The sequence below is a fragment of the Micromonospora sp. NPDC002575 genome, assembly GCF_042889525.1.
GTDB lineage: Bacteria > Actinomycetota > Actinomycetes > Mycobacteriales > Micromonosporaceae > Micromonospora > Micromonospora carbonacea.
This window is the reverse complement of the sequence record NZ_JBIARA010000024.1, coordinates 21,731-44,498: the sequence shown is the minus strand read 5'-3', so window position 1 is coordinate 44,498 and position 22,768 is coordinate 21,731. Positions and strand designations below refer to the sequence as shown.

The following is a 22,768-nucleotide window of genomic DNA, read 5'->3' as shown; positions in this document are numbered from 1 at the left end:
GACGGCAGACCCCGCACTCAACGCAAATCCAGACATTCAACTCTCTCCACCATCAATGCCGCCAATGCTCATGGCCTCACGGGCGTTGCCCGGGCGGCACGCCCCTGACCACCACAGCCATCCCGCCGCCGCCGCGCACCACCGCCACGTCCCCGTCGGTGTCCGTGCGCAGCACCCGGGCCCCGCCCCGGGCCAGCCGGGCGAGCACGGCGACGTTCGGGTGCCCGTACGAGTTGCCGACCCCGACGGGCACCAGCGCGACGCTCGGCCGGACGGCGTCCAGGAACGCCGGATCCTGGTATGCCGACCCGTGATGGGCGACCTTCAACACGTCGGCCCGCACGGCGCCGGGCGGCATGCGGTCGAGCAGCGCCCGCTGCTCCTCAGTCTCGGCGTCCCCGGCGAGCAGGATCCGCACCCCGGCGACCGTGGCGCGCAGCACCAGCGAGTTGTTGTTCGGGTCGGACCGGGTGCCCCGCAGCGGGTACGGCGGCCCGAGCACGACCAGCTCCACTCCGCCGTCCCGGTACGCCCACCCGGCCACGGCCGGGGCCACCGCCGCCCCGCCCGCCGCTGCGGCGGCCCGCACCAGGTCCCGCCCGGCGGCGGGCTCGGGCCACTGCGGGGTGCGTACCGCCGCGACCCGGCGACCCCGGAACACCCCGGCGACCCCGCCCGTGTGGTCGGCGTGGAAGTGGCTGAACAACAGCAGCGGCACCTCCCGTACGCCGAGCCGCCGCAGGCAGCCATCCACCGCCGCCGGGTCCGGACCGGCGTCGACCACCACCGCCCGGCCGACGGCCACCGGCAGCACCAGCGCGTCACCCTGGCCCACCGCGCACGCCACCGCCACCCAGCGGCCGGGCGGCCAGCCGCCGGCGACGAGGCGGACCGGCAGGGTGCCGGCGACCACCGCGACGGCGACCACCGCCACCAGCCGGCGCACCACCGGCCGCCGGGTGGCGACCAGCAGCGCCACGGTCAGCCCGGCCAGCAACAGCGCGCCCGGCACGCCGTCCGGCCAGGGCAGCGTGCCGGCGGGCAGCCGGGCACCGTACCGGGCGACCGTGACCAGCCACCAGGCCGGCCAACTCGCCAGCCACGCCGCGAACTCCGCGCCCGGGGGCCAGACCGGGGAGAGCACCGCCGCCGCCACCCCGAGCACCGTGGCGGGCGCGATCGCCGGGACGGCCAGCAGGTTCGCCGGGACCGCCACCAGGCTCACCGTGCCGGAGATCCCGGCGACCACCGGGCCGCAGGCGAGTTGCGCTGCGGCGGGCACGGCCAGCGCCTCCGCCAACCCGGGCGGCACGCCCCGCCGGCGCAGCCCGTCGCGCCACCCGGGGGCGAGCAGCAGCAGCCCGGCCGTGGCCAGCACGGACAGGGCGAACCCCGGGTCGCCGGCCAGGTCCGGGTCGAACAGCACCAGTGCCGCCACCGCCGCGGCCAGCGCCGGCAGGGCTGCCCGGGGACGGCCGGCGGCCAGCGCCGCCAGGCCGATCGCGCCCATGGCGGCCGCGCGCACCACGCTCGGCGAGGGGCGGACCAGGATGACGAACCCGACCACAGCCAGTACGCAGAGCCCAGCGGCCAGCCGGGGGCCGGCCCTGGCCCAGCGGGCCAGCAGCAGCACCGCGCCGACGACGATCGCCACGTTGCTGCCCGAGACGGCGTTCAGGTGGGTCATCCCCGTCGTGCGGAAGTCCTCCTCCACGGTCGGGAGCAGTCGGCTGGTGTCACCGACCACGAGGCCGGGCAACAGCCCGCCCTGCTCGTCGGACAACGGCTCGCAGGCGCGTTGCAGGCCGGCGCGGAGGGTGCCGGCGGCCCGCTGCGACCACGGCGGCGGACCGTGCGACGTCGGCGGGCCGCGCACCGTGAGCACCGCGGCGGTCAGGTCGCCGCCGCGCGGCGCACCGAGCCGCCCCTCTGCGGTCAGCCGCTGCCCGGGCAGCAACGCCCGCCACGCCGGGTCGGTGGCGAGCAGCAGGACCCGCAGCGGCACGGCGACACGCGCGCCGTCGGGGCCGGTCAGGGCGACCAACTCGGCCCGGACCAGCAGCGTCGCGGGCCGGCCCGCGACGCCCCGGACCGGACGCGGATCGTCCCGGACGACCAGGTCGGCGGTGACCGTGGCCCGGTCGTCGACGAGCCCACGGACGGCGGGGGCGTCCCGGACGCCGAGCCGGGCGGCCGTCGCCGTCGCCCCGCACACCACACCGAGCAGCACGGCCACGGCGATCCACCCGTGCCGCCGGACGCGGCCCGCCGGGCGTCCCAACCGGCCGAGCAGGTGCGCCGCGACGAGCCCGGCCAGCCCGGCCGCCCCGGCGGCGAGCAGCGCCGCCGACCGGGCGCTCAGGTGCAGGCTCGCCAGCGCGGCCAGCCAGGCGGCCACGGCCAGCCCGGCCAGCCGCAGGTCGGGCCCGTCCACCACACCGGAAGGCCGGTCGACGGGCACGTCGGGCGTTCGGCCGTCGGCCTGGGCGCCCGGCCCGGCCAGCGCGCCCGAGGCGACGGCCGCGCCGGGCGCAGCGACCGTCGCACCGATCAGCCCGGCCGGCGCGCCGGCCTCCGGCCGCCCCGCGCTCCCGCTCACACCGTCACCAGTTCCTTGAGCTGTTCGTACCGGGAGTCGCCGATGCCCTCCACCTGGCGCAGGTCCCCCACCGAGCGGAACCCGCCGGTGCGATCGCGGTGGTCGAGGATGCGCTGGGCCAGCACCGGCCCCACCCCGGGCAGCGTGTCGAGCTGGGCGAGGGTGGCCGTGTTCAGGTTGATCAGCCCGGCGGGGGCCGCCGGTCCCCCGCCGGCCGGCTGCCCAGGGGCGGCCGGGGCGGCACCGGGCTGGCCCGGCGGGGCGGTGACGCCGACCAGAATCAGCTCGCCGTCGGCGACCTTGCGAGCCGGATTGAGCAGCGCCACGTCCACGCCGGGCAGCGCGCCGCCTGCTGCCTGCACCGCGTCGCCGACCCGCGCGCCCGCCGGCACCCGGACCAGCCCGGGGCGGCGTACTTTGCCGGCGACCGCCACCACCAGTTCCCCGCCCGGCGTCGCGGCGGCGGCCGGCGCTCCCGCCCCCGGTGTCGCGTCGAAGCCGGCGGCGGCGGACGGCTCGGCCCGGACCGGTTCGGCCTGCGGGCGGGAGCGCCACGCCCAGACGCCAGCGCCGAGCACCACCACGAGGGCGACCGCCGCCAGCGCCCGCACGCCCCGCCGGCCGGGATCGAACGCGCCGGGCCCCGGCAGCCGCGACGCCCACGACCCGGCCCCCGGCTCGCCGTCGGGGCCGGCCGCCGGCTCACCGGCACGCCCCGAATCGTCGCCCCCGAGCGAACCGGCACGCCCCAACCCGTCACCCCCGAGCAAACCGGCACGCCCCAACCCGTCACCCCCGAGCAAACCGGCACGCCCCAACCCATCACCCCCGAGCGGCCCCGGGACGGGAGGCGATGTGCGGGCGATGCGTCGCCCCGAGCCGGGAGATCGTTCCCCCGGCCAGGGCACCGGCCGCTCGACCGCCGGCTCGCCGGCCAGCGGCCACCGGTCCTCGGGCGGCACCACGACGGCCCGCCCGACGGCAGGCCCACCCGCCGGCACCGGCCCCGGCCCTGGCCCTGGCGGCGATGCGCCCGTCTCCGGCCGCCCGACTGCCGGCGGCGTGACCGGTTCCGCCGGCACGGCCGGGCGCACCGGGGGCGGGCCGTCCGCGAGCCACCGCAGCCGCCGCCGTACGACCGTCTCCTCGTCGTCTGACACGGCGCGAGGTTAGGCCGCTGCCCGGGCTGTCCGAGGCCCACCGATCGCCACCTGTGGACAACGAGAGCCTCTGTGGACAACCGCCTGATCATGCCCACCGTGTGCTATGGCAGCCCCAAACCACGCCTCCGCACCCACATGCCCACCGGAACCATCCGCCCCGTGATCAAGAGATTTGCGTCAGACATCGAGATCATCTTTGCCGCTTTCCTCTTGATCGACGGGCTGGTCGAGGGGCTGTCGGCGACCGCGCCGGCTGGGCGACTGGTCGGGCCGGCGGACGGCTGTGTGGTGCCGGGCACGGGCGGCGCAGGTCGAGGCCGATCAGGTCGTACAGGTGAGGGAGCCGCCCGTCAGTGGGGCTCCGGCACGGCGGCCGAGACCGCATCCGCCGCACCCGCACCAACGGAACCCACACCCGCCGAACCCACGCCCGCCGAACCCGCACCAACCGAACCCACACCCGCCGAACCCACGGCCGTCGAACCCACACCGGCCGAACCCGCATCCGCCGAACCCGCGCCAACCGAGTCCACGGCCGCCGAGACCGCGCCAACCGAGCCCGCGGCCGTCGAGCTCGTGTCGGTCGAGCTCGTGCCGGGGGTCGGCTCGGCCGGGGCGGGGCGGCGGTGCACGACGACGCAGGCCAGCCCCGGGCCGGCGTGCGCGGCGACCACCGCGCCGGCCTCCGTGACGTACGTCGAGCGGACCCGGCCGCCGAGCCGCTCGGTGAGCGCGGCGAGGAGCTGCTCGGCGCGTCGCGGGGCGGCGAGGTGGTGCACGGCGAGGTCGACGTCGGCGTCGCCGGCCGCCTCGACGGCGAGGTCGATCAGGCGGGCCACGCCCCGGCTGGCGGTGCGCACCTTGTCCCGGAGCACGATCGCCCCGTCCGGCATGTGCATGATCGGCTTGACCGACAGGGCGGTGCCGAGCAGCGCCTCGGCGGCCCCGATCCGGCCGCCCCGGCGCAGGAACTCCAGCGTGTCGACGTAGAAGTAGATCGTGGTGCGGTCGATCGCGTCGGCCGCCGCGCGGCGTACCCCCGGAAGGTCGGCGCCCCCGGCGGCGGCCTCGGCGGCGGCGAGCGCCGGGAAGCCGAGGCCCATGCCGGCGGAGCGGCTGTCGACGACCGCGACCCGGTCGCCGCCGACCTGCGCGGCGGCCAGCCGGGCGGCCTCGACGGTGCCGGACAGCTCGGCCGACAGGTGCACCGAGACCACCGCGTCGGCACCGGCGTCGAGCAGCTCGCGGTACGTCCGCGCGAACTGCTCCGGCGCCGGGCGGGAGGTGCTGACCGAGACCCGCCGGCCGCCGAGCGCCCGGGTGGCGTCGTCGGGGAACGTCTCGACGCCCTCCAGCCCCTCCGCGCCGTTGAGCACCACGGTCAGCGGCACGACGGTGAGCCGGTGCTGGCGCACCAAATCGGGCGGGAGGTAGGCGGTGGAGTCGGTGACGACCGCGACGGGCATTCCGGCACCGTAGCCGATCCCGGCCCGGACCGCCGGGGCCGCCCGGCCCGGCCACCCACAAACGGCCGCCCACGAAACGGCCGCCGAACGGCCACCCACCAACGGCCGCCCACGAAACGGCCGTCGAACGGCCACCCACGAACGGCCGGCCACGAAACTGCCGCCTGGAAACGCTGGCCTGGAAACGCTGGCCTGGAAACGCTGACCCCGGACGCCGCCGGGTCAGACCGCCTCGGCCGCCCCCGTGGCAGCGAGCACGCCGACGTTGTGTGCCCGCAGGTGCCAGCCCCGCGTGCCGCTGTCGCGCAGCTCGGTCCAGTGGCAGTTGCGCAGGGAACCGATCGCCCGCAGCACCGCGTGGTCCCAGCCGAGCAGGTGGCCGCAGCCCTGCCGGGCCGCGGCGCCGTGGGTGGCGATCACGATCGTCCCGCCGGGCCCGGCGTCGGCCGCGTCCTGAAGGGCCGCGCCGACCCGTTTGCCGAGGTCGTCGAGGCTCTCGATGTCGGCGCCCGGGTCGGGTTCGCCGGCCCGCCAGCGGGCGTGCTCGTCGGGGTAACGCCGCGCCGCCTCGGTGAGCTCCAGCCCCTGCCACCGCCCGAAGTGCCGCTCGCGCAGCCGGGCGTCGGCGCGCACCGGCAGGCCGGTGAGCGCGGCGAGGGCGGCGGCGGTGTCGGCGGCGCGGCGCAGGTCGCTGGCCACGATCGCGTCGGGGCGCAGCGCCGCGAGCAGCGGCGCGGCGGCGGCGGCCTGCTCGCGGCCGAGGTCGTTGAGCGGTACGTCGGTCTGCCCCTGCACCCGGCCCGTGGCGTTCCAGTCGGTGTTGCCGTGCCGCCAGACGATCAGTCGGGTCATTCGGCCGGTGCGGTGCCGGCGGCGGCCTCGGCCTCGACCAGGTCCCGGTCGACGAACGGAATCTGCGGGCAGTCCTTCCAGAGCCGGTCGAGGGCGTAGAACTCGCGCTCCTCGGTGTGCTGGACGTGGACCACCATGTCGACGTAGTCGAGCAGCACCCAGCGCCCGCCGCGCTCGCCCTCGCGCCGGACCGGCTTGGCCTTCTCCGGCAGCTCCAGCAGCCGTTCCTCGATGGCGTCGACGATGGCCAGCACCTGACGCTCGTTGGGGGCGGCGGCGAGCAGGAACGCGTCGGTGATGGCGAGCTGGTCACCCACGTCGATGATGACGATGTCCTGCGCCTTCTTGTCGGCCGCGGCCTGGGCGGCGGCCATCGCCAGCTCGTGAGCGCGTTCGGAAACTGTCACCGTTCTCCTTCGATCAACCGTGCGACCCTCCAAGCGTCTCACACCCGCCGGCGTGACGACCTGTCGGTTCTGGCCGGTTTCCGGGACCAACGACCGCATATCCGGCACGATCACTGCTGATAGAGCCGCCGTTTCGCGATGTACTGCACCACACCGTCGGGCACCAGATACCAGACCGGTTCGCCCCGGGCCACCCGGGCGCGGCAGTCCGTCGACGAGATGGCCATCGCGGGCACCTGCACCAGGCTCACCGTGTCGGCGGGCACGTGCTTGTCGGTCAGCTCGAACCCGGGGCGGGTGACGCCGATGAAGTGGGCCAGCGCGAAGATCTCGTCGAGATCCTTCCAGGACAGGATCCGCTCCAGCGCGTCCGCCCCGGTGATGAAGTAGAGCTGCACCTTCGGCCCGTACTCGGCGTGCAGGTCGCGCAGCGTGTCGACGGTGTACGTCGGCCCGCCCCGGTCGATGTCGACCCGGCTGACCTGGAACCGGGGGTTGGACGCGGTGGCGATCACCGTCATCAGGTAGCGGTCCTCGGCCGGGGTGACCGGCTGGTCCGCCTTCTGCCACGGCTGCCCGGTCGGCACGAAGACGACCTCGTCCAGCCCGAACCGGTCGGCCACCTCGCTGGCCGCGACCAGGTGACCGTGGTGGATCGGGTCGAACGTGCCGCCCATGATCCCGACCCGCCGGATGTCTTCCCGCACCCGCAGATCGTATGCGGGCCGCCCGGGCCGGCGTCCTCGGCCCGGGTCGCGGCCCCTCCCTCGGCCCAGGTCACGGGCGCGACCGGGGCGGGGAAGGGGCCGGAAACGGGACGGATCGGGCGGGACGGCCGGGTCGAGCCCCGGCGGCGGGCGGGTCAGGCCGAGGCGGCGGCCACGGCGGTGCGGGCCACCAGGGCGCGGCGCAGGTCGTCGTCGGCGTCGGTGACCACCCGGCGCAGGCCGGGCGTGAGGTCGTCGCGGGCCAGCAGCGCCGCGGCCAGTTCCCGGGTGGGCTGCCCCACGGCGTAGCGGGGGTAGGCGTCGGCCGCGACCTGGTCGGCGACCCAGGGGGTACGCCTGCGCGCCGCCGCCGGCATGTCGGCGAAGTACCGCTCGACGTACGGCCGGGTCAGCTCGGCCTGCTCGGGCTGCCAGAACCCTTGCGCGGCGGCCTCGACCAGCCGGTTGGACAGCTCGGTGTTGCGCACCACGGTCTCCCACGCCGCCGCCTTCGCGGCCGGGTCGGGCAGCGCGGCCCGGCATCGGGCGGCCCGCTCGGCGCCGGTGGCGCTCGGGTCGGCCGTCGCCTCGGCGGCGATCTCGGCCTCCCCGGCCGCGCCGAGCACGACGAGCCGGCCGAGCAGCGCCCAGCGCAGCTCGGTGTCCACGGCCAGCCCGGCGGGGACGCCCTCGCCGGCCAGCCAGGCGGCGAGCAGGTCGGCGTCGGCGCTGGCGCCGATCAGGGCCCGGGCGGCGGCGAGCTGCCGCGACCCGCCCGGCTCGGCGGCGGCGAGCAGCCGCTGGCAGGCACCGGCGAGCCGGAGCAGCGCCGCGTCCCGGGCGAGGGGGTCGAGGTACCGGTCGACCAGCGGCCGGACGGTGCGCAGCACGTCCTCCACGATGATCACCTCGGTCTCGCCGGGGAGCGCGGCGGCGACCAGCTCCACCAGGGCGGCCACGGGCCGCTCGCCGTCGGTGGCCGCGTCCAGCGCCTCGCCCCACAGCAGGGCCCGGGCCAGCGGGTCGGCCAGGGTCGGCAGCACCAGCGGCACCGCGTCGACGGAGGCGGGGTCGAGGCGGATCTTGGCGAAGGTGAGGTCACCGGCGTTGGGCAGCAGCAGCCGGGCGGCCGGCTGCCCGCGCAGGCCGGCGAGGACCGTCCGGCCGCCGTCGGCGTCCGGGTCGAGGTCGACCTCGTCGCGGGTGACCGTGCCGTCGGCCGAGTACCGGGCGACGCCGACGCGGTGCGGACGCAGCACCGGGTGGCCGGCCGGGGCGGTCTGCACGATCGCCGCGTCCGCGTACCGGCCGTCGGCGTCGAGCGTCACGTCGACCCGCAGGGTGTTGACCTGGGCCCGGCGCAGCCAGCGCTCGGCCCAGCCCGACAGGTCCCGCCCGGCCGCCGCGGAGAGCGCGCCGAGCAGGTCGGCGAGGGTGGCGTTGCCGAAGCGGTGCGCCACGAAGTGGGCGTTCAGCCCGGCCAGGAACGCGTCGTCGCCGAGCCAGGCGACGAGCTGGCGCAGGACGCTGGCGCCCTTGGCGTACGAGATGCCGTCGAAGTTGAGCAGCGCCAGGGCCGCGTCGGCGACCTCCTCCGGCGCGACGGGGTGGGTGGAGGGGCGCTGGTCGGCCGCGTACCCCCAGCCCTTGCGGCGCAGGGCGAACGTCGTCCACGCCCGGTCGAACCGGGTCGCCTCGGCGGTGACCCGGGTGCCCAGGTACTCCGCGAACGACTCGTTGAGCCACAGGTCGTCCCACCAGCGCATGGTGACCAGGTCGCCGAACCACATGTGGGCCATCTCGTGGGCGATGGTGGTGGCCCGCAGCTCGCGTTGGGTGTCGGTGACCGCCGAGCGGAACACGAGGTCGTCGCGGAAGGTGACCAGGCCCGGGTTCTCCATCGCGCCGGCGTTGAACTCCGGCACGAACGCCTGGTCGTACTTGCCGAAGGGGTAGCGCTCGGCGAACAGCTCGTGGAACCGGTCCAGGCACTGCCGGGTGACGGTGAGGATCTCCTCGACGTCGGCGTCCAGGTGGGCGGCGAGGGAACGCCGGCACCAGACGCCCAGCGGGATCCCGTCGTGCTCGGCGCGGCGCACGTGCCACGGCCCGGCGATCAGCGTGACGAAGTACGGGGCCAGCGGGGCCGTCGGGGCGAACTCCCAGCGCCCCGGCCGGGGCGTGGCGGCCAGCGCGCCGTTGGCGGCGACCGTCCACCGCGGCGGGGCGGTGACGGCGAGCCGGACCGGGGCCTTCAGGTCGGGCTGGTCGAAGGCGGCGAAGATGCGCTGGGCGTTGTCCAGGAAGGACATGGCGTAGAGGTAGGTCTCGCCGTCGGCCGGGTCGACGAACCGGTGCAGCCCCTCGCCGGTGTTCGAGTAGGCCATCTCGGCCTCGACGACCAGTGTGTTGGCCTCGGCGAGGCCGGTCAGCGGCAGCCGGTTGCCGGCGAGCGTCGCCGGGTCGAGGGGCCGCCCGTTCAGGCGCGCCCCCAGCAGCTTCGCGGGCAGCACCTCGACGAAGGTCTCCGCGCCGGGGGTCGCCCGGAAACGGATCGTGGCGTGCGAGCGGAACTGCTCGTCGCCTGCGGTCAGGTCGAGGTCCACGTGGTAGGACTCGACGGTAATCAACGCGCCACGCGCGGTCGCCTCTACACGGCTCAGGCTCGGCATCCGCTTATCCTGCCCGATGGGGAACCACACTCGTTTCCCGTCACGGCACGCGATGGAGGAAGCAACAATGGGTCAGCACCCCAAGGGCGACTTCGACCTGTCCCGGGCGGTCTGGCAGCGGGCCGAGGGTGACACCTCGGAAGGCGCGGTCGAGGTGGCCTTCGTCGACGACCTGATCGGCATGCGCAACTCCGCCGAGCCGGACGGCCCGGTGCTCGTCTTCACCCAGGCCGAGTGGGACGCGTTCGTCGCCGGCGCCCAGGACGGCGAGTTCGACCTGGACTGAGCCGGCGGGTCGCCGGGCCGCGACGCCTGTCGCCCCCGGGGAGGCACGCCAACGTGCGTCCCCGGGGGCAGCAGCCGGTGACGGCCCGGTCCCGGGCCGCGCGTACCGCCTGTCAGTCGCCGTCGCCCCAGCCGAGGCCGCCGGGGCCCGGGGCGTGGTGGAAGCCGGGGTGACCGGCCACGTCGGCGCAGCGCTCGCCGTCCGGGCCGACCGCCCCGCAGAACAACCGCTCGGCCCGGTGCCAGGCGTCGGCCGGGGAGAGCGCGGCGGCTCCGAGGGCCAGCTCCGGGCGGAGCACGCTCAGCCCCTCGGCGTACGCCACGGCAAGCTCGCGGGCCAGGTCGGGCCCGCCGGCGGCGAAGCCGAGATGCACGGTGAACCAGCGCGTCGGCCGCTGCTCCCGGCGGGGCCGGGCGAGCAGCGGCCCCGCCGTCTCCCCGCCGCCGGCCCGGCCCGCGCCCAGCGCGTCGACCGCCCGCCGCTGTCGCCAGTATCGCGACGCGTTCTCCCGCATGTGTCCTCCCCGTCGTGGCTGCCCGGCGCTCCCGCCACCGGCGGCCCGAGCGCCCGGACCGACCGGTCGCCGGCCCGCGCGCTCCAGCCAACCAGGTTCCCGCCGCCCTGGGAGGGGCCAGCCGGCGGTCGCCGCGCGGACCGACGCCGGGCCGCCGGCCCCCGACCGGGCTCGACCGGGGCAGGGGGATTCGGCCGGGGCGACGGGGGTAGACGAACCCCCACCGCGCGGCGCCGCCGGGCGGGGAACGTCAGGAGGGCCCGATGGCCAGCATGCCGGCCGACCGCAGCCCGGACAGCACCCTGGCCCTGCTGCGGGAGGGCTACCGGTTCATCGGCGACCGCTGCGACCGGTACGGCACGGACATCTTCCAGGCCCGGCTGCTGCTCGAACCGACCATCTGCCTGCGTGGCCGACCGGCGGCGGAGATCTTCTACGACCCCGAGCGCTTCGTTCGGGCAGGCGCGACGCCGAAGCGGATGCAGCGGACCCTCACCGGCGTGGGCGGGGTGCAGGGCCTCGACGGGCCGGCCCACCACGACCGCAAGGCCATGTTCATGTCGATCATGACGCCGTCGGCGGTCCGGCAGCTCGGCCAGCTCTTCGACGACGAGTGGCGGGCCCGGGTGCCGGCCTGGGAGCGCGCCGGCCGGGTGGTGCTGCACGACGAGGTGGCCCCGCTGCTCGCCCGGGCCGTCTGCGCCTGGGCCGGCGTGCCGCTGGCCGATACCGAGGTGACCCGGCGCACCGCGGTGATGCGGTCGATGATCGAGGGACCCACCGCGTTCGGCCCCCGGCACTGGCGGGGCCGGGCCGCCCGCCGCCGCGGCGAGCGGTGGCTCGGGGAGGTCGTCGAGCGCGCCCGGGCGGGCGTCCTGCCGGCCCCGCCGGGCAGCGCGCTGCGGGTCGTCGCCGAGCACCGCGACGGCCAGGGGCGGCTGCTGCCCCGCCGGATCGCCGCCGTGGAGCTGCTCAACGTGCTGCGCCCCACCGTCGCCGTGGACCGTTTCGTGATCTTCGCCGCGCTCGCCCTGCACGACCACCCGCAGTGGCGCGACCAGGTGCGCGGCGACGACGACGCCACCGAGTGCTTCGTGCAGGAGGTACGCCGCTACTACCCGTTCTTTCCGGTCGCCGCCGCCCGGGTGCGGTGCTCCTTCGACTGGCAGGGGCACCACTTCCCGCAGGGGCGGCGGGTGCTGCTCGACCTGTACGGCACCAACCACCACGAGGCGCTCTGGCCCGAGCCGGAACGGTTCCGCCCGGAACGCTTCGCCGGCTGGCGCGGCGACCCGTACGCGCTGGTGCCGCAGGGCGGCGGCGAACACCTGACCGGGCACCGCTGCGCCGGCGAGTGGATCACCATCGAGCTGCTGAAGCGGGCCGTCGCCAACCTGACCACGACCATCCGCTACGAGGTCCCGCCGCAGGACCTCGCGATCGACCTGCGGCGGATGCCCGCCCTGCCGCCGAGCGGCCTCGTCCTCACCAACGTGCGCCGCACCGCCTGACGGCGCCGCAGGCAGCGCAAGGAAGGGCCCCCTGTTAACGCATTCTGTTGCACAGGGGGCCCTTCCTAACCCGGGCGCGAGCCGCCCCGGGCCGCGAGCCGCCCCGGGCCGCGAGCCGCCCCGGGCCGCGAGCCGCCCCGGGCCGCGAGCCGCCCCGGGCCGCGAGCCGCGGTGGGAGCTCCCCGGTCAGTACCGCACCTGTTCGCGGGGCTGCTGGGCCTGGTCCACCACATCGTGGGCGGCCGAGCGGGTGTCGTCCCGGACGGCGTGCACGGCGTCCTGGGCGGTGGCCTTCACCGACTCGCCCGCGTGCTGCGCCGGCTCGCGAAGCTCCTCCCTCAGCTCGCCGGCGACCTCGCCGAGCTTCTCCTTCACCGCGCCGGCGTGCTCGCCCGCCCGCTCCCTGACCTGGGCGGCCACCTGCTGCTCGCGGCGGGTCGCCGGGATCAGGGAGGAGACCAGCATGCCGACGCCGAAGGCGATCAGGCCGGCGGCCAGCGGGTTGCCCTCGGACTTCTCCCGCAGCACCCGCGGCGTGCGCTGGGCGGCGTCGCCGACGGTGGAGGCCGCCGAGTGCGCCTTGTCGCTCACCGTGGACGCGGCCGAGGAGGCCCGGTCGGCCACCGCGTGGGCGGCGTGTCCGGTGCTGTGGCCGTAGTCGGAAGCGGTGCCCATGACCTTGTCCCTCACATTCTGCAGCGCGGCGCGCGCCCGCTGCTTGCGGTCGTCGACGATGCGGCCGGGGCTGACCTTGTACGCCAGGGCGTCCACATCGGTGCTGAGGCTGTTGCGGGTGGCCTCGATCTCCCGGCGGATCTGGTCGGGGTCGGTGCTCATCGGGTGACTCCCTCCGGGTGGGGCTTGAGCGCGTCGGGAATGCGCTGCACGCTGTCGTTGGTCTGCCTGAGGCCGCGTACGCGCTGGGCGTTCTGCTTGGCCATGGAGTAGAGGACGGCGGCGATCGCGCCCCAGAGCACGGCGACGATCAGCGCGGCCCAGCCGGCGTCCAGCACGTTGGACAGCCCGGCCCAGAGCGCGATCGACAGGAACAGCGCCACCATGTACCCGCCGAAGCCGGCGCCGCCGAACAGCCCGGCGGCCTTGCCCGCCTTCCTGCCCTCCTGGCGGATCTCGGCCTTGGCCAGCTCCACCTCCTGACGCATCAGCGTGGACAGGTCGGTGGTCACCTGGCGCATCAGCTCACCGAGCGAGCTGCCCCTGACCTCGTCCGCGGTGTGCGGGGCACCCGCGGGGTGGTGCCCGGAGTCGAGTCCGGGATCCTGCGTCGGCGCGGTCATGCGGTCGCCTCCCTTCGGCTGGCTCGGCGGCTCACGGGCGGGTGACGCCGCTGGACGGCACGCCCGGCAGCGGGTCGGTCCGGGTCACCGGGGGCAGCGGCGTCCCGACGCCGTCCGCCGGGTCGGCGTAGCCGGTGGCCGTGCCCGGGTCGGGGTAGGCCGCGCCCTGGCCGGTGTGGTCCGCTTCGGGGGTCGGGTCGAGGTAGCCGCCCGGGGGGATCTGGTCCGGCACGGCGCGCCGGGTCGGCGGCGTCGGGATGACGGCGGTGCGCTCCGGGTCGTACGCCCCGGTCGAGCCGACGCCGGTGGCGTCGGACGCCGCGGAGAGGCCCCGGGTCAGCCGGCCGGCGAGGACGCCGAGCACGGCGGCCCCGACCAGGAAGGTGCCCGGGTTGCGGCGGGCGTAGTCCTTGACCTCGGTGAGGATGTCGCCGGGCTGCCGCTCCTCCAGCCAGCCGGCCACGCCGTTGACGCGTTCGGCGGCCTGGTGGGCCAGCTCGGTCACCGGGCCGGACTGGCCGCTGTGCTGCGCCATCGCGCGCATCTCGTCGGCCAGCGAGCGCAGCCCGCCGGCCGCCCGGCGCTGCTGCTCCCCGGCCTGCCCGGCGAGTTGGGTGCGGGCCTCGCCGTAGAGGTTGCGGGCCTGCCGCGTGGCCTCGCCGACGACCTCCCGGCCCTGCTCCTTGGCGGTCTGCGCGACCGCGCCGCTCGCGTGCGCGGCCTCCGAGCCCACCTGGCGGGCCTGATCGCGTACGCCGTGGCCGTTGCTCGACTCCTGCCCGTACGTGGACGTCGTGGGTGAGAAATCGTAGGTCATGATGTCCCTTCCGCTCGGAAAGTCGTCGCGGTAGTCAATTCGAGGGATTCGCCAGCGTTCATCCGGCCGGCGTCTTTTGACCTACCCTCGCCGGGGCGGCCCACACCTGATTCCCGGTTTCTCTGCGGAGCGTGTCGCCGCGCACACACAATGGAGGATCGTCGGGGGCTGCTGATCCACGGAGGTGACATCGATGGCGCGTGACCGGCAGCGCCCGCGGACCCGGGTGCAGGTGGCCGCCGTCGCGGTGGCGGCGCTCTTCCTCCTGCTCGGGGTGCTCGGCTTCGTCCCCGGCATCACCACCGGGTACGACGACCTGACCTTCGCCGGGCACCACTCGGGCGCCGAGCTGCTGGGGCTGTTCCAGGTCTCGGTCCTGCACAACGCCCTGCACCTGATCTTCGGGCTGGCCGGGCTGGCCCTGGCCCGCAGCGTCGCCGGGGCCCGGCTCTTCCTGGCCGGCGGCGGCGCGCTCTACCTCGGGCTCTGCCTCTACGGGCTGTTCGTCAGGTTCGCCGAGAACGAGCAGGGCGCGGCCAACTTCATCCCGCTCAACGGCGCGGACGACTTCCTGCACCTGCTGCTCGGCCTCGGCATGCTCGCGCTGGGCCTGCTGCTGTCCGACCGGGTGGGCACGGGCGGCCGGCTGGACGACCCGATCGACCGCCCCTGACCGTCGACCGCCCCTGACCGGGCCGCCCCGCCCGGCCGGCGCGCGCCCGCACCGTCAGGCGGCCACCGGAAGGCGCTTGGCGAAGCAGCGGCTGTACGGGTTGTCGACGTACTCGCCGTACACGGGGATGGGGGCGTACCCGCAGGAGGTGTAGAGGCCGATGGCCACCGGGAGGTAGCTGCCGGTCTCCAGCCGCAGCTCGGCGTACCCCTGCCGGAAGGCCAGGTCCTCTAGGGCGGCCAGCAGCTGGCGGGCGATCCCCCGACCCCGGTAGGCCGGCCGCACGTACATCCGCTTCAGCTCGCCGGTGCGCGGGTCGAGTTCCTGGATGCCGCCGCACGCGACGGCCCGGCCGGCGTCGACGACGGCGAGGTAGCGGATGTCGTCGTGGGTGACGGTCACCTGCCCGTCCAGCCCGCCGTCGGCCTCGCGCAGCTCACGCTGCTGCGCCACGACCAGGGTGGCGATCTCCGGGTCGGTCGTGGGCCGCGGTTCGATCAGCATCCCATCACGCTAGGCGCGACGGATTTCCGCCAGGTTTCCGGCGGGCGACCCGCCGGCGGAGGTCCCGCGAGCGGTCGTGGTCGCGCCCGGCGGGCCCTCCCCGTCGCCGCCCTACTCCTCGTCGTCGAGATCGCCGTCGAGGTCGTCGCCGGCGGTCGGCTCGTCGTCGGTGACGTCGGCCCCCAACTCGTCGGCGGGCCGCTGCCGGCGGGCCTTGCGCGCGGCGAGCCGCTCGGCGGCCGAGGGGCGGCTCGACTTCTCCTCCAGCCGCACGTCGGTGCCCCGGTTGCCGGGGACGAAGTCGACGCCCGCGTAGAGGGCGGGCTGCCAGTCGAACTCGCGCTCGCCGATCCGCACCAGGTCGCCCGGCTTGGCCCCGGCCTTGGCCAGCTTGTCCTCGACGCCGAGGCGGGCCAGCCGGTCGGCCAGGTAGCCCACGGCCTCGTCGTTGTCGAAGTTGGTCTGCCGCACCCAGCGCTCCGGCCGGTCGCCCCGGACGGTGAACGAGCCGTCCGGCTCGGCCTCGATGGTGAAGCCGGTGTCGTCGACCGCCCTCGGGCGAATGACGATGCGGGTCGGCTCGGCCGGCGGGGCGGCGGCGCGGGCCTTCTCGACCAGCTCCGCCATGGCGAACATCAGCTCCTTGAGGCCCTCGCGGGTCGCCGCGGAGACCTCGAACACCCGCAGGCCACGGGCCTCCAGGTCGGGGCGGACGATCTCGGCGAGGTCCCGGCCGTCCGGCACGTCGACCTTGTTGAGGGCCACGAGGCGGGGCCGGTCGGCCAGCCCGCCGTACTGGCTGAGCTCCGACTCGATGGCGTCGATGTCGGCCAGCGGGTCCCGGCCCGGCTCCAGCGTCGCCGTGTCGATCACGTGCACCAGCACCGCGCAGCGCTCGACGTGCCGGAGGAACTCCAGCCCGAGGCCCTTGCCGGTGGCCGCGCCGGGAATGAGCCCGGGCACGTCGGCGACGGTGAAGGTGTGGTTGTCGACCCGGACCACGCCCAGGTTCGGCACGAGCGTGGTGAAGGGGTAGTCGGCGATCTTCGGCTTGGCGGCGGAGATGACCGAGATCAGCGACGACTTGCCGGCCGACGGGAAGCCGACCAGGCCCACGTCGGCGACGCTCTTGAGCTCCAGCACCACGTCGAGCTGCTCGCCGGGCTCGCCCAGTTCGGCGAAGCCGGGCGCCTTGCGCCGGGCGTTGGCCAGCGAGGCGTTGCCCCGGCCGCCCCGGCCGCCCCGGGCCACCTCGAACGTGGTGCCCACGCCGACCATGTCGGCCAGCACCTCGCCGCCGGGGGTCTGCACGACGGTGCCGTTGGGCACCTTCAGCACCAGGCCGCGCCCGTTCGCGCCGTCCCGGTTCGAGCCCGCGCCGCCCTTGCCGTTCTCGCCCTTGACGTGCGGGTGGAAGTGGAAGTCGAGCAGGGTGTGCACCTGCGGGTCGACGACCAGGCTCACGCTTCCGCCGTGCCCGCCGTTGCCGCCGTCCGGGCCGCCGAACGGCTTGAACTTCTCCCGGTGGATCGAGACACAGCCGTGCCCGCCGTCGCCGGCCTGCAGGTGCAGGACGACCCGGTCCACGAACATCGTCACGTCGTCAATCCTTCCAGCGGGAGACGCCCCGCACGTACGAGAAAAGCGAAGCGGGCCGGGACCAACCGGTCCGCGGCCCGCGACGCGTCGAAGCTACTGCTGCGGCACGATGCTGACGGTCTTGCGACCGCGCTTGGTGCCGAACTGGACCGAGCCGGCGGCCAGCGCGAAGAGCGTGTCGTCGCCGCCACGGCCGACCAGGTCACCGGGGTGGAACTTGGTGCCACGCTGCCGGATGAGGATCTCACCCGCGCTGACGACCTGACCACCGAAGCGCTTCACGCCGAGCCGCTGGGCCGCGGAGTCACGGCCGTTGCGCGAGCTGGACGCACCCTTTTTGTGAGCCATCTGAGGACGACCTACTTCCCGCTGGAGATGCCGGTCACCTTGACCTGGGTCAGCGGCTGGCGGTGACCCTGGCGCTTGTGGTAGCCGGTCTTGTTCTTGAACTTGTGGATCTTGATCTTCGGGCCCTTGGTGTGCGCGGCGATCTCGCCGGACACCGCGACCTCGGCAAGCTTCGCCGCGTCGGTCACCAGGTCGTCACCGTCGACGAGGAGCACCGCGGTGAGCTTCACCGCGTCGCCGGGGGCACCGGCGAGCTTCTCGACCTCGATCACGTCGCCCTCGGCGACCTTGTACTGCTTGCCGCCGGTCTTGACGATCGCGTACATCGGAGGCGGACTCCCTGTCGTTGAGGCTGCTGGCGGTCGTTCCCTCGGCGGCTCGCCGGGTAGCAGAAGCGCGGCGGCGCGGGCACGCGGGAACTCGGCACACCAAAGTGCGCCGCAAGATAGCGTACGTCATCGGCGGTGCGACACCCAAACCGGGGTACGCCGCCCGGCCGACCCGTACCGAGCCGGTCAACGGGCGCAGAGCTGGTCGAGGCGCTGCTGGAGCTCGTCCAGCTCCTCCTCGTCGATCGCGTCCACGTCGGTGCCGAGCATCCCCACCTCGGTGGCGAGATCGGCCAGCAGCGTCCGTAGCTGCGGGTCGGTCGCCCGGGTCGACTGCTCCCGCAGCGCCGCGCGCCAGCCGGTCAACGCCGCCTCCGCCCGCTTGCGGGCGGCCTCCGCCGTGGCGCTGTCGCTCGCGCCGACCGCCCCGATCATCCTGCCCAGCTCCGCCACGTACGTGCGGACCGCCGCGCCGCTGGCCTGCTGGGCGGCGGCGCAGACCTCCGGGGCGTTCCCCCCGGCCGCGCCGCTCGCGGCGGGCGGCCCGCCCGGCGTGCCCGGTGCCGCGCCCCCGCCGCCCGGGGTGGCCCCGCCGGCCGCGGCCGGCGGGGAGCCGCCCGGCCCGTCGGCGGGGTCGGAGCCGGAACGCCCGGCGGAGCAGGCCGCCGTGGCGGACAGGACGACCGCGGCGACGGTGAGGACGAGCAGACGACGCATTCTTCTTCTCCTGACCGGGGGTGGCCGATCCTAACCGGGGTCCGGCACGCGACAGGACCCCCGCCCCGGTGCTGTCACCCGGGCAGGGGCCCTGCGAAACGCGCGGCCCGTCAGCCGGTCACGGGCGGGTACGCCGCCGGGCGCCGCCGCGGCGGGACCGCCGCCGGCCGCCGCCCGGCTCACCGCCGTCGCCGTCGCCCTCGTCGTCGCCGAGCGCGTCCGGGTCGTCGGCACCCGCCAGCCGGGCGGACTCGCCCTGCTGGCTGTCCGCCACGGCCGGCGCGGCGGCGGTGTCCGTCTCGTACCGGGACAGGTCGTAGCCCATCGTGTCGTGGTACTCGGCGTCGGCCGGCACCTCGACGACCTCGACGACCGTGCGCTCCGGGGCCGCGCTCTTGCGCGCCCGACGCCGCGACGACGCCCCGCCGGCCGACTCGGCCGAAGCCGGTGCGGCGGCGGGAGCCGGAGCGGGAGCAGCCGAGGCGACCGCCTTCACCTTCTCCGCCGCGCCGCCGCCCGAACGCGGCTTCTCCGGCACCGGCTCGGTGTGGATGATCAGACCCCGGCCCTTGCAGCACTCGCAGGGCTCGCTGAACGCCTCCAGCAGCCCCGCGCCGATGCGCTTGCGGGTCATCTGCACCAGGCCGAGCGAGGTGATCTCGGTGACCTGATGCTTCGTGCGGTCCCGGCCGAGGCACTCCGTGAGCCGGCGCAGCACCAGCTCACGGTTGGACTCCAGCACCATGTCGATGAAGTCGATCACGACGATGCCGCCGATGTCGCGCAACCGGAGCTGGCGGACGATCTCCTCGGCCGCCTCCAGGTTGTTCCGGGTGACCGTCTCCTCCAGGTTCCCGCCGGAGCCGGTGTACTTGCCGGTGTTGACGTCGATGACGGTCATCGCCTCGGTGCGGTCGATCACCAGCGAGCCGCCGGAGGGCAGGAAGACCTTCCGGTCCAGGCCCTTGAGGATCTGCTCGTCGATCCGGTACGTGGCGAACACGTCGGTCGTGCCGGCGTGCCGCCGCACCCGGTCGACCAGGTCCGGCGAGACGTGCGAGAGGTAGGACTCGACCATCCCGTACGACTCGTCGCCCTCGATCACCAGCTCGCGGAAGTCCTCGTTGAACAGGTCCCGCACGACCCGGATGACCAGGTCCGGCTCCTCGTAGAGCAGCACCGGCGCGCCGCCGGAGGCGGCCTTGGCCTGGATGTCCTCCCACTGGGCCTGCAGGCGCTTGACGTCGCGGGCCAGCTCGTCCTCGCTCGCCCCCTCGGCGGCCGTCCGCACGATCACGCCCGCGCCGTCCGGCACCAGCTTCTTGAGCGCGTCACGCAGCCGCTTGCGCTCGGTGTCCGGCAGCTTGCGGCTAATGCCGGAGGCGTTGCCGTTCGGCACGTAGACCAGGTGCCGGCCGGAGAGCGCGATGTGGCTGGTCAGCCGGGCCCCCTTGTGCCCGATCGGGTCCTTGGTGACCTGCACCAGGACCGAGTCGCCGGAGCGCAGGGCCTGCTCGATCGACCGGGCCCGCCCCTCCAGGCCGGTGGTGTCCCAGTTGACCTCGCCCGCGTACAGGACGGCGTTGCGCCCGCGCCCGATGTCGACGAAGGCCGCCTCCATGCTCGGCAGGACGTTCTGCACCTTGCCGAGGTAGACGTTGCCGGCCATCGTGCCGGAGGAGTTGCGGGTGACGTAGTGCTCGACCAGCACGCCGTCCTCCAGGACGGCGATCTGGGTGCGGTCACCGCGCTGGCGGACCGCCATCACCCGGTCGACCGCCTCCCGGCGGGCCAGGAACTCCGACTCGCTCAGGATCGGCGGGCGGGTCCGGCGCTGCTCCCGGCCGTCCCGGCGGCGCTGCCGCTTGGCCTCCAGCCGGGTCGAGCCCGAGACGCCCTGCACCTCGTCGACGGCCTTGCGCGGCTCACGGATCTTGACGACCGTCGGCACGCCGTCGTCGGCGCCCCCGTCGGTGTCCCCGGCGCCCCGGCGGCGGCGACGCCGCCGACGGCGGGTCAGCCCGTCGCCGCCCTCGTCGGTCTCACCCTCGTCCTCGTCGCCCTCGGCCTCGGGCTCCTCGGCCTGGGCGGCCTCCTCTGCCTCTTCGTCGTCGGCCTCGTCCGCGCCGCCCTTGCCCCGGCCCCGGCCCCGGCGACCCCGGCGGCGACGCCGACGGGCGGCGGTCTCCTCGTCTTCCTCGTCCTCGGCGGCCTCGGGCTCCTCCGCCTCGACGGCCGGCTCCTCCTCGACCTCCGGCGCCTCGGCCTGCTCGACCGGCTCGACCTCGCGCCGGGCGCGGCGACGCCGGCGGGACGGCTCGGGCTGCTCCTCGGCCGGCTCCGGCTCCACCGGGGTCGGCACCACGACCCGGGCGACCGGCAGCTCGTCCGGCTGCGGGGCCATGAAGAGGACGGTCGGCGCGGAGAGAACGGCCCGCCGCCGGCGGGTCCTCGGCTCGGCGGCCTCGACGAGCTCGCTGGCCTTGGCAGGCTCGGCGACCTGGGCGGGCTCGCTGGCCTTGGCAGGCTCGGCGACCTGGGCGGGCTCGGCGATCTCGGCAGCCTCGGCGGAACCGGCCGGCGGCTCGGCGGCACCGGAGACGGCAACCCCGGGCGGCACCTCCCCGGAACGGTTCTCCGCGCCGCTGGACCGGCGGCGGCCACGCCCGGCGGCGGCCCGGCCGGAAGCAGGCTGGCCGGAAGCGGCCGGCTGGCTGGCCTCGGTCGCGCCGGCGGCCGGCTGGTCGACGGAGCCGCCGGCAGCGGCAGCATCCGGCTGAGCTGCGGCAGCGGCCGACGGCTCGGCCGCGGCCGGCGTCGGGGCGGCCTCCGCAGGTTGCTCGTCGGGCCGCTCGCCCGCCGCGGCGCCCTCGGCCTCGCCGACGGCCGCCTCGGCTGCCGGGGCCTCCGCCGCGGGCGCGGCGGCCTTGCGGCGGCGGGTCCGAGTGACCTTGACCGGGGGTACGACCTCCGCGCCGGCCTCCTCCGCGGCGGCGGCGACGATCGGCTCCTCCGTGGCCTTCGCGGTGGTCGCCTTCCGGCGTCGGCGCGGCGTCTTCGGCGTCTCCTCCAGCTCACCGGCGACCGGGGCGAAGACCTCGGCCTGCGGCGCCTCCCCGCTGGCCGAGCCGGCGGAGGTGGACGCCTCCACCGGTGCCTCGGTCTGCTCCGGCTGGTTAAGCGGGGTGGCCCGCCGACGGGTGGCCCGCTTGCGGGGTGGCGCGGCCGGCGTCCCTGCGGCGGCTTCCCCGGCGGCCTCGCCCTGTGCGGCGGTGGGGCCGCCGGCCGGGGCCGCGCCCTCGGCGGTAGGCCCGCCCGCGGCGAGGTCCGCCGTACCGGTGACGGTGTCACCGCTGGCGCGGCCGGTGTCGGTGGTGCGGTCAGCGGTCTCGCCGGCCGGCTGGGAACCGGTCCGTTCGCCGCCCTCGGGCTCGTTCTCGAGCATGGACGTTCTCCAGTTCTGGCTGCCCCGGGCGCGGGTGAGCGCTGCCACGCAGGGTCGCCGCAAAAGTGTTTCCGCCGGGCGCGCGAGCTGCGCGACCGCCGAAGTCTGCCTGCCAGAACGCTGACCGTCGGTCAACGCTCACACGATGGCTGCCCCGTCGCGATCCGCGTCCAACGGATCGACGATCTCGCCCTGTGCGGTCAGCGTGCCCTGCGCCAGCCGGATCACCCTCGGGGAGACCGGCGGCTCCAGGTCGGCCACCGCGCGCAGGCCGGAAAGGACGTCATCGGGTCGTACGGACGGGGTGACCTGCCGGACGACCAGTTCGAGTATCGCACACGACACGCCCGGTACCCCGGAAGGCGTCTCGACGGACCGGACTACATCGATCTTCATGACTGCCGCCCGGGCGTCGAAGGTGCGCCGCCCCTGCTTCGTCATCCGCTCGACCTGAACCTCCCCGGCCGCGGTGAAGGCGGCCACGGCGCGCTCCAGCACGGCCGGCTCCACCTCCGGCAGCTCGATCCGCCAGTGCGACGCCTCGATCCGGTCGGCCAAGCTGCCCCCGGCGGCGACGACCGCGTCGAGGACGTCGAGGCCGGGCGAGAGCGCGGCGTCCAGCGCCGCCCGGAGCTGCCCCGGGTCGACCGGCTCCCGCAGCCCGATCTCCAGGTACTCCGCCTCGCTGGCCACCCCGGTCGGCGCCGCGCTGGCGTACGAGATCTTGGGGTGCGGGGTGAAGCCCTGGGAGAAGGCGATCGGCACCCCGGCCCGCCGCAGCGCCCGCTCGAACGCGCGGGCGAAGTCGCGGTGCGAGGTGAACCGCAACGGCCCACGCTTGGCGTACCGGATGCGGACGCG

20 protein-coding genes and 1 pseudogene are annotated in these 22,768 nt (G+C 75.7%); 3 read left to right on the top strand and 18 right to left on the bottom strand.

The features are described 5' to 3' along the window. Positions 1–76: 76 nt before the first annotated feature. The 7 genes and pseudogenes from ACFYWL_RS27185 to pepN form a co-directional block, all read right to left on the bottom strand. Entirely contained in the window at positions 77–2,461 is a 2,385-nt protein-coding gene (locus ACFYWL_RS27185; RefSeq protein WP_386978363.1) for a ComEC/Rec2 family competence protein, read from the bottom strand. Between the two features lie 134 nt (positions 2,462–2,595). After that, positions 2,596–3,351: a helix-hairpin-helix domain-containing protein gene (locus ACFYWL_RS27180; protein WP_386978224.1), complete on the bottom strand. Its 756-nt coding sequence runs from the start codon at positions 3,349–3,351 to the stop codon at positions 2,596–2,598. A 1,028-nt stretch (positions 3,352–4,379) separates the two neighbouring features. Beyond that, positions 4,380–5,228: pseudogene (locus ACFYWL_RS27175) on the bottom strand (DegV family protein); the annotation flags it as partial. Between the two features lie 222 nt (positions 5,229–5,450). Next, the gene (locus tag ACFYWL_RS27170) at positions 5,451–6,080 is read right to left on the bottom strand and encodes a histidine phosphatase family protein (RefSeq protein ID WP_386978221.1); all 630 of its coding nucleotides are present in this window, start codon (positions 6,078–6,080) and stop codon (positions 5,451–5,453) included. Then, a complete protein-coding gene (rsfS, locus tag ACFYWL_RS27165) occupies positions 6,077–6,487 on the bottom strand; it encodes a ribosome silencing factor (protein ID WP_178066109.1) in 411 nt (136 codons plus the stop codon). The genes ACFYWL_RS27170 and rsfS overlap by 4 nt, the downstream gene beginning before the upstream one ends. 110 nt (positions 6,488–6,597) lie before the next feature. Next, on the bottom strand, positions 6,598–7,194 hold the full coding sequence (gene nadD / locus ACFYWL_RS27160; protein ID WP_043966745.1) for a nicotinate-nucleotide adenylyltransferase: 597 nt from the start codon (positions 7,192–7,194) through the stop codon (positions 6,598–6,600). A gap of 155 nt (positions 7,195–7,349) precedes the next feature. Further along, the gene (pepN, locus tag ACFYWL_RS27155) at positions 7,350–9,866 is read right to left on the bottom strand and encodes an aminopeptidase N (RefSeq protein WP_386978216.1); all 2,517 of its coding nucleotides are present in this window, start codon (positions 9,864–9,866) and stop codon (positions 7,350–7,352) included. A gap of 67 nt (positions 9,867–9,933) precedes the next feature. Between pepN and ACFYWL_RS27150 the strand changes: the two genes are divergently transcribed. Next, positions 9,934–10,152, top strand: a complete 219-nt coding sequence (locus ACFYWL_RS27150; protein ID WP_013287999.1) for a DUF397 domain-containing protein — start codon at positions 9,934–9,936, stop codon at positions 10,150–10,152. A 112-nt stretch (positions 10,153–10,264) separates the two neighbouring features. Here the strand turns inward: ACFYWL_RS27150 and ACFYWL_RS27145 are convergent, their stop codons facing one another. After that, positions 10,265–10,666: a hypothetical protein gene (locus tag ACFYWL_RS27145; protein ID WP_386978213.1), complete on the bottom strand. Its 402-nt coding sequence runs from the start codon at positions 10,664–10,666 to the stop codon at positions 10,265–10,267. A 263-nt stretch (positions 10,667–10,929) separates the two neighbouring features. Here ACFYWL_RS27145 and ACFYWL_RS27140 point away from each other — a divergent pair, with 263 nt between their 5' ends. Then, positions 10,930–12,177: a cytochrome P450 gene (locus tag ACFYWL_RS27140; RefSeq protein ID WP_386978210.1), complete on the top strand. Its 1,248-nt coding sequence runs from the start codon at positions 10,930–10,932 to the stop codon at positions 12,175–12,177. Positions 12,178–12,363: 186 nt separating this feature from the next. Here the strand turns inward: ACFYWL_RS27140 and ACFYWL_RS27135 are convergent, their stop codons facing one another. From ACFYWL_RS27135 to ACFYWL_RS27125, 3 genes are read right to left on the bottom strand one after another with little or no spacing between them, the layout of a single operon-like run. Next, positions 12,364–13,014, bottom strand: coding sequence for a DUF3618 domain-containing protein (locus tag ACFYWL_RS27135; RefSeq protein WP_386978207.1), 651 nt, complete (start codon positions 13,012–13,014; stop codon positions 12,364–12,366). Continuing rightward, a complete protein-coding gene (locus ACFYWL_RS27130; protein ID WP_386978205.1) occupies positions 13,011–13,475 on the bottom strand; it encodes a phage holin family protein in 465 nt (154 codons plus the stop codon). Before ACFYWL_RS27130 ends, ACFYWL_RS27135 begins: the two co-directional genes overlap by 4 nt. A gap of 31 nt (positions 13,476–13,506) precedes the next feature. Further along, positions 13,507–14,292, bottom strand: coding sequence for a hypothetical protein (locus ACFYWL_RS27125; RefSeq protein ID WP_386978202.1), 786 nt, complete (start codon positions 14,290–14,292; stop codon positions 13,507–13,509). Positions 14,293–14,485: 193 nt separating this feature from the next. On the opposite strand from ACFYWL_RS27125, the gene ACFYWL_RS27120 reads away from it, so the two are divergent. After that, positions 14,486–14,965, top strand: coding sequence for a DUF4383 domain-containing protein (locus ACFYWL_RS27120; protein WP_386978199.1), 480 nt, complete (start codon positions 14,486–14,488; stop codon positions 14,963–14,965). 54 nt (positions 14,966–15,019) lie between these two features. Here ACFYWL_RS27120 and ACFYWL_RS27115 read toward each other — a convergent pair whose 3' ends face one another. The 7 genes from ACFYWL_RS27115 to ACFYWL_RS27085 all read right to left on the bottom strand — a co-directional run bounded on the left by ACFYWL_RS27115 (position 15,020) and on the right by ACFYWL_RS27085 (position 22,759). Further along, entirely contained in the window at positions 15,020–15,469 is a 450-nt protein-coding gene (locus tag ACFYWL_RS27115; protein ID WP_386978196.1) for a GNAT family N-acetyltransferase, read from the bottom strand. A 111-nt stretch (positions 15,470–15,580) separates the two neighbouring features. Then, positions 15,581–17,068 (bottom strand): GTPase ObgE, encoded by a 1,488-nt coding sequence (gene obgE, locus ACFYWL_RS27110; RefSeq protein ID WP_386978193.1) that lies wholly within the window; start codon positions 17,066–17,068, stop codon positions 15,581–15,583. 93 nt (positions 17,069–17,161) lie between these two features. Next, on the bottom strand, positions 17,162–17,416 hold the full coding sequence (gene rpmA / locus ACFYWL_RS27105; protein ID WP_013288010.1) for a 50S ribosomal protein L27: 255 nt from the start codon (positions 17,414–17,416) through the stop codon (positions 17,162–17,164). A gap of 11 nt (positions 17,417–17,427) precedes the next feature. Then, positions 17,428–17,742: a 50S ribosomal protein L21 gene (gene rplU / locus ACFYWL_RS27100; protein WP_007072512.1), complete on the bottom strand. Its 315-nt coding sequence runs from the start codon at positions 17,740–17,742 to the stop codon at positions 17,428–17,430. A gap of 189 nt (positions 17,743–17,931) precedes the next feature. Then, the gene (locus ACFYWL_RS27095; RefSeq protein ID WP_386978189.1) at positions 17,932–18,462 is read right to left on the bottom strand and encodes a hypothetical protein; all 531 of its coding nucleotides are present in this window, start codon (positions 18,460–18,462) and stop codon (positions 17,932–17,934) included. A gap of 118 nt (positions 18,463–18,580) precedes the next feature. Further along, a complete protein-coding gene (locus tag ACFYWL_RS27090; RefSeq protein ID WP_386978186.1) occupies positions 18,581–21,907 on the bottom strand; it encodes a ribonuclease E/G in 3,327 nt (1,108 codons plus the stop codon). 138 nt (positions 21,908–22,045) lie between these two features. Further along, on the bottom strand, positions 22,046–22,759 hold the full coding sequence (locus tag ACFYWL_RS27085; protein WP_386978361.1) for a TIGR03936 family radical SAM-associated protein: 714 nt from the start codon (positions 22,757–22,759) through the stop codon (positions 22,046–22,048). Positions 22,760–22,768: the final 9 nt, after the last annotated feature.

What these genes read in the sequence shown, in the direction of transcription:
- ACFYWL_RS27170 (WP_386978221.1), bottom strand. Translation starts at nt 6,080, where the DNA reads ATGACCCGACTGATCGTCTGGCGGCACGGCAACACCGACTGGAACGCC.
- pepN (WP_386978216.1), bottom strand. Translation starts at nt 9,866, where the DNA reads ATGCCGAGCCTGAGCCGTGTAGAGGCGACCGCGCGTGGCGCGTTGATT.
- ACFYWL_RS27125 (WP_386978202.1), bottom strand. Translation starts at nt 14,292, where the DNA reads ATGACCTACGATTTCTCACCCACGACGTCCACGTACGGGCAGGAGTCG.
- ACFYWL_RS27130 (WP_386978205.1), bottom strand. Translation starts at nt 13,475, where the DNA reads ATGACCGCGCCGACGCAGGATCCCGGACTCGACTCCGGGCACCACCCC.
- rplU (WP_007072512.1), bottom strand. Translation starts at nt 17,742, where the DNA reads ATGTACGCGATCGTCAAGACCGGCGGCAAGCAGTACAAGGTCGCCGAG.
- ACFYWL_RS27095 (WP_386978189.1), bottom strand. Translation starts at nt 18,462, where the DNA reads ATGCGTCGTCTGCTCGTCCTCACCGTCGCCGCGGTCGTCCTGTCCGCC.
- ACFYWL_RS27140 (WP_386978210.1), top strand. Translation starts at nt 10,930, where the DNA reads ATGGCCAGCATGCCGGCCGACCGCAGCCCGGACAGCACCCTGGCCCTG.
- ACFYWL_RS27150 (WP_013287999.1), top strand. Translation starts at nt 9,934, where the DNA reads ATGGGTCAGCACCCCAAGGGCGACTTCGACCTGTCCCGGGCGGTCTGG.
- ACFYWL_RS27145 (WP_386978213.1), bottom strand. Translation starts at nt 10,666, where the DNA reads ATGCGGGAGAACGCGTCGCGATACTGGCGACAGCGGCGGGCGGTCGAC.
- rpmA (WP_013288010.1), bottom strand. Translation starts at nt 17,416, where the DNA reads ATGGCTCACAAAAAGGGTGCGTCCAGCTCGCGCAACGGCCGTGACTCC.
- ACFYWL_RS27135 (WP_386978207.1), bottom strand. Translation starts at nt 13,014, where the DNA reads ATGAGCACCGACCCCGACCAGATCCGCCGGGAGATCGAGGCCACCCGC.
- ACFYWL_RS27120 (WP_386978199.1), top strand. Translation starts at nt 14,486, where the DNA reads ATGGCGCGTGACCGGCAGCGCCCGCGGACCCGGGTGCAGGTGGCCGCC.
- ACFYWL_RS27090 (WP_386978186.1), bottom strand. Translation starts at nt 21,907, where the DNA reads ATGCTCGAGAACGAGCCCGAGGGCGGCGAACGGACCGGTTCCCAGCCG.
- ACFYWL_RS27115 (WP_386978196.1), bottom strand. Translation starts at nt 15,469, where the DNA reads ATGCTGATCGAACCGCGGCCCACGACCGACCCGGAGATCGCCACCCTG.